The following is a 4990-nucleotide window of genomic DNA, read 5'->3' as shown; positions in this document are numbered from 1 at the left end:
TGTTCGGCGGGCGGGAGAAGATCGGCGCGGGCTGGGGCCAGTACAACGCCATCACCAGCCTCGCCGGGCAGCGCGGCGACGGCACCGGCGACCTCATCACCCGCGACGCCTCCGGCGTCCTGTGGCTGTACCCGGGCTCAGGCAACGCCGCCGCCCCCTTCAAGCCGCGCGTCCGCATCGGCTCCGGTTGGAACGCATACACCGCGCTCGTCGGCGCCGGGGACGTCACCGGAGACGGCCACCCCGACCTGCTGGCCCGCGACCGCAACGGCGTCCTGTGGCTCTACCAGGGAACCGGCAACGCCGCCTCCGCGTTCAAGCCGCGCGTCCGCATCAGCTCCGGCTGGAACGCATACACCACGCTCATCGGCGCCGGCGACCTCACCGGAGACGGCCACCCCGACCTCCTCGCCCGCGACACCTCCGGCGTCCTGTGGCTCTACCCGGGCTCAGGCAACGCCGCCGCCCCCTTCAAGCCGCGCATCCGGATCGGCTCGGGCTGGAACACCTACAGCACGCTCGTCGGAGTCCGAGACGTCACCGACGACGGCCACCCCGACCTCCTCGCCCGCGACCACAACGGCGTCCTCTGGCTCTACACCGGCACCGGAGGATCCAACCTTCTCTTCAAGCCGCGCACGCGCATCGGCTCCGGATGGAACGAATACAACGCCCTCTCATGATCCTGCGCTGCATCGACCTGGCCGCACCATCCGCCTGCCCGGGGCTCTCCCAGGTAACCGGCGACGGCGACGGCGGCTTCGCCTCACCCGTCCGCCGCTACACCGACCAGTAACCACACACCACGCCAACCACCATCGGGCCGGGCCCCTGCACGGGACCCGGTCCGGCTCACTCCCAAGGAGGAAACGGGTGGCCCAGCACACCCTGAGGAGCGGATGCATCGCGGTCGCCGCGGCATGCGCCCTCGCCACGGGGGCACTGCCCCTGACCGCGGCCATGGCCTCGGCCGACACGACCAGCGAGACGGTCATACCGGCCGCGCTGCTGTACAACCCGCCCGGCGACGTCGTCGTCTTCGCGGGTACCCATGGCTTTCTGCATCGGCCGGTCAACCAGTCCAGCTTCGTCTGGACAAAGTACGCGGGCGGACCGGACATCCCAGTACCGCAGGTCACGGCCAACCCGACGCCCGGATATTGGGGCGCGGGATCCGACGTGGTGGCGACCCCCTCGGCCGACGGGTACCAGCTGCACGACATGGACTCGGATACGACCACGACCATCACCCCCGGTGCCGGTCAGAGTTACGTCGGAGCTTTCGGCTCGCGCCTGCTGACGGTCGCCAAGGCCGCCGATGGAACCGTGACGGGCCTTCACGTGCTCGGCATGGCTGACGGGCAGCAGACCGACACACCCGTCACCGGGTGGCCCGACGGCGCCACGCTGGGGGCCGGGGTGATGGCCGGGGACGCCGACTCGGTGGTGGTGTCCTACGGCCAGACCGTCAACGGCACCACCGAGCGTCGGCTGGCGCTGGTGGACCTGGCGACCGGCGGGGTCACACCCATCAACTCGGAGCCGTTGAACTCCGGCTTCCGTGTCGTGCTGTCCGGCAAGTACATCGCCTGGTATTCGATGACGGCGGTCCCGGCGAGCGGCACGGCGGGACAGGTCTTCTTCGTGCCGCGGTCCGCTCCTGGCGGCCCGGTGAGCACGGTTCAGGTCCCGTCGGCGCCGCTGGGCAGCGGATACAGCAGCGTCCTGCGCTACGTGGGCGTCGCGGGCGACTCCCTGGTGTTCACCGACGCCGTGTCGCACGGCGGTCCGCTCACCCCGGACGACACACTCGGCTACCCGCTCTACACGATGCCCTTGTCCGGATCCGCCACAGTGACTCCGCTCCTGGACCACGCCAACGCAAACACGGTCCGCCAAGAACCGAATGGAGTCGTCGCCGTCGGCGGCCCGGCCGCCACCGACTGGGCGGCGCGCCTGTTCACCGCCGGACCGGACGGGACCCCGACAGGCACCGCCGTCGACTCCGACCCCGACGTGCCCGCCCCCATCGACGGCCTGGCCCTCGGCGGCGGGAAGCTGTTCACCGTCGAGCGCGGTCCAGGCGGTGGGGATTACGTCTACGACCGAAGCGTCCAGCCGGGCTCGCCGCCCTCCTACGGCCCCAACCTGGACTTCAGCGACTCCCTCGCCCCGACCGACTGCGACACCGCAGCCACGTGCAACCCGCCCATCGCCAACGGCGATGTCGACGGGAGCATCTCCCAGCTGCGCCCGGGCGACAGCGCCGAAGGTGACGCCGTCGTCGTGAAGATTCCCGGCCTGAGCCCGATCCTGATCACCCCCGGCGCCACCGGCGGCACCCTCGTCGACGCCGAAGGCCCCTACGTGGTCTACGACGGCGGCTCCACGAACAAGCAGTACATCGGTGACGCGGACGCGGGCGGCACCAGCCACGTCCTGTTCAGCCGCACCATCTCCGCCGCCGCACTGTCCGGCTCCACGGTATGGGTCCCCGGCAGCACCCCCGGCACCCTGGCCCAGATCGACCTCACCACCCGGCGCACCGTCCAGACCGTCCCGACCGACGCCCCCTGCGTGCCCAGCGAGTTGCAGGCCGCCGCCCAGCACTGGGTGTACTGGTCCTGCGGCCCCTCCGGCCCGGCCGGCGTGCACGACCTCGCCACCGGCAAGGACATCCCCGTACCCGCTCATCCCGCGCAGCTCGGCGACGGGTTCGTCGTCGAGCACGACACGGCGGCGGGGAAACTGACGCTGACCGACGTGCACACCGACACCGCCACCACCACCGACCTGGCCGACCTGCCCGCCGGACCGGTCGCCAACGACCGCCGGGTGACCTGGGCCGTCGACAAGTACCAGGGCACCATCGCCTACCTGGACAGCGGCGAGAACGTCCACCTCGTCGACCCGCACATCCCCGCCTCGACCCCCGCACCCGCCGCCGGCTCCTTCATCTACCCCGGCCAGCACCTGCCCTCCGGGCACAGCCTCAGCAGCTCCACGATGACACTGACCATGCAGACCGACGGCAACCTCGTCGCCCGCCTGAACACCGGCAAGGGCGCCGGCCAGGTGGTCTGGTCGACCGGGACGAGCGGCAACTCCGGCGCGTACGCAGTCATGCAGACGGACGGCCAGCTCGTCGTCTACACGAGCAGCGGGGGACCCGGCAAGGGCGGCGCCCTGTGGTCCGGCCCGACGGACAGCACGCCCGGTGCGTACGCCACCGTGCAGGACGACGGCAACATCGTCGTCTACGGCAGGGCGAGCACCTCTGCACTGTGGTCGAGCGGGACCTACGCCCGGTCGCAGATTGTCCACTCCGGCACCACCCTCAAGCCCGGCTGGTGGACCCAAGGCACCTACACCCGCCTGGTCATGCAGACGGACGGCAACCTGGTGATGTACCGCCGACGCGACGGCGCCGCCATCTGGTCCACCCACACCTCCAGCCACCCCGGCGCGTACGCCGTGATGCAGACGGACGGCAACCTCGTCGTCTACAGGAGCACCGGAGGCCCCGGCAAGGGCGGCGCCCTGTGGGCCACCGGCACCAGCGGCCACTCCGGCGCCTACGCGTATATGCAGAACGACGGCAACCTCGTCGTGTACAAGAGCACCGGTGGGCCGGGCAAGGGCGGCACCCTGTGGGCCACCGGCACCACCACAACCGCACGATGACCAAGCCCTGACCACGACCGTGCGTCACACGGGGCCGCGCACGCCGCGGCCCCGTGAAGGCAGCACCGGGGCCCGACCCCGTACACATGCGCGATGCCAGACATGGCGGAGGGTGTTGGTACGGCCGTCGCCGTCCGACAAGGTCCAGCCCATCCAAATTCACCGCCCCACGGGCTGGGTTGGTCATGTACGCCCGCTTCCGGTTCAGCGAGCGATTGGAGCGGTCTCCTGGCCCGGGGAGTGGGAGCGCACAGCGCTGATGTGCCGCTGCGAGAGCGGAATGCGCTAGCGCGATCCGCCCGAGTCCTCCCGGTCATGGAAGACGGTTTGCCTTACACCAGAATGATCGGTAGCAGACCGAAACCTGGCGGCATGGACATGTCTATGCACGCCTCCTAGGGTCTCGATCCATGTTTGCCGCTGTCGACACACATTCGGATGCCTACCAGGCGGGACAAGTCCTCGCCCCGTTCATCCTGGCCTCCATCGCCATCGTCATCCTCTGGGCGACGACCCACACATGGCGCCGACCCAAACCGGTCACGATCCCCGAGGACCAAGAGGCCACGGCCAAGCTCGCGCGGGAACGAACCCGTCGAGTCGTCATCGGCACTGTGGTCATCGTGGTGGCAGCCACGGCGATGGCCGCACCCCACATGCACCGGTCCGACGACTACGGCAGCGCCGCAGCCAAGGGGCCCACGCATCTCACCGTCACCCCGCCGACCACCCTCGGCAGCTACAGACTGATGACCGGCAGACAAGCAGACCTGCTCAACGCACGAATAGCCGGGAAACTACCCAAACACTACGCCGTCGTCTTCTACACCACCGCAAGAAAGCCCACTCAGCCCGTGCTGGAAGTCTTCAGTGACACCAGCACCGCTGATCCACAGCTCGCCCAGGAGCTCACCCGGCAGTCGGCGGACACCGAGAACTCCGATCTCATGGCCGGAGCGCGCGTCACCGACGCCAAGGTTTTTACCCCTGGCTCGGCCGGCGGGAAGGTGCGGTGCGGAAAGAACAACGCAGAAGTGCTCTGCGCCTGGGCCGACTCCGGGACCGTCGGCGGACTCCTCAGCAACCTGTCCAGCGGCATCAACGTCCAGCAGATCGCTTCCCTCACGCAAGAATTCCGGGCCGCCGCCGAACACTGAAACGTCACCGAGGAACTCCGGCGGGCTGCAACCGCGACGGCCAGGACCAGACCGAGGCAGTCCACCACCAGGTGCCTCTTGCGTCCGCCCACCTTCTTCCCGCCGTCCCACCCGGACGTCGAACGCGGGATGTTCGCTGCCGCCCGCAG

At 69.8% G+C, this 4990-nt stretch carries 3 protein-coding genes and 1 pseudogene; 3 read left to right on the top strand and 1 reads right to left on the bottom strand.

Annotated elements, in window-relative coordinates; all coding sequences use genetic code 11:
- The 3 genes from ACFYZB_RS46645 to ACFYZB_RS46635 form a co-directional block, all read left to right on the top strand.
- A partial coding sequence (locus ACFYZB_RS46645; protein WP_388768242.1) for an FG-GAP repeat domain-containing protein occupies positions 1-683 on the top strand: 683 nt, incomplete at its 5' end.
- A gap of 190 nt (positions 684-873) precedes the next feature.
- Entirely contained in the window at positions 874-3684 is a 2811-nt protein-coding gene (locus tag ACFYZB_RS46640; RefSeq protein ID WP_388768240.1) for a hypothetical protein, read from the top strand.
- A 410-nt stretch (positions 3685-4094) separates the two neighbouring features.
- Positions 4095-4841: a hypothetical protein gene (locus ACFYZB_RS46635; protein WP_388768244.1), complete on the top strand. Its 747-nt coding sequence runs from the start codon at positions 4095-4097 to the stop codon at positions 4839-4841.
- Between the two features lie 11 nt (positions 4842-4852).
- On the opposite strand, the pseudogene ACFYZB_RS46630 reads toward ACFYZB_RS46635, so the two are convergent.
- Positions 4853-4990: pseudogene (locus ACFYZB_RS46630) on the bottom strand (IS5/IS1182 family transposase); the annotation flags it as partial.

This window comes from Streptomyces sp. NPDC001852 (assembly GCF_042891825.1).
In the GTDB taxonomy this organism is placed as follows: Bacteria; Actinomycetota; Actinomycetes; order Streptomycetales; family Streptomycetaceae; genus Streptomyces.
Note: the sequence above shows the minus strand (reverse complement) of the source record. Positions and strands in the feature narration are given on the sequence as shown.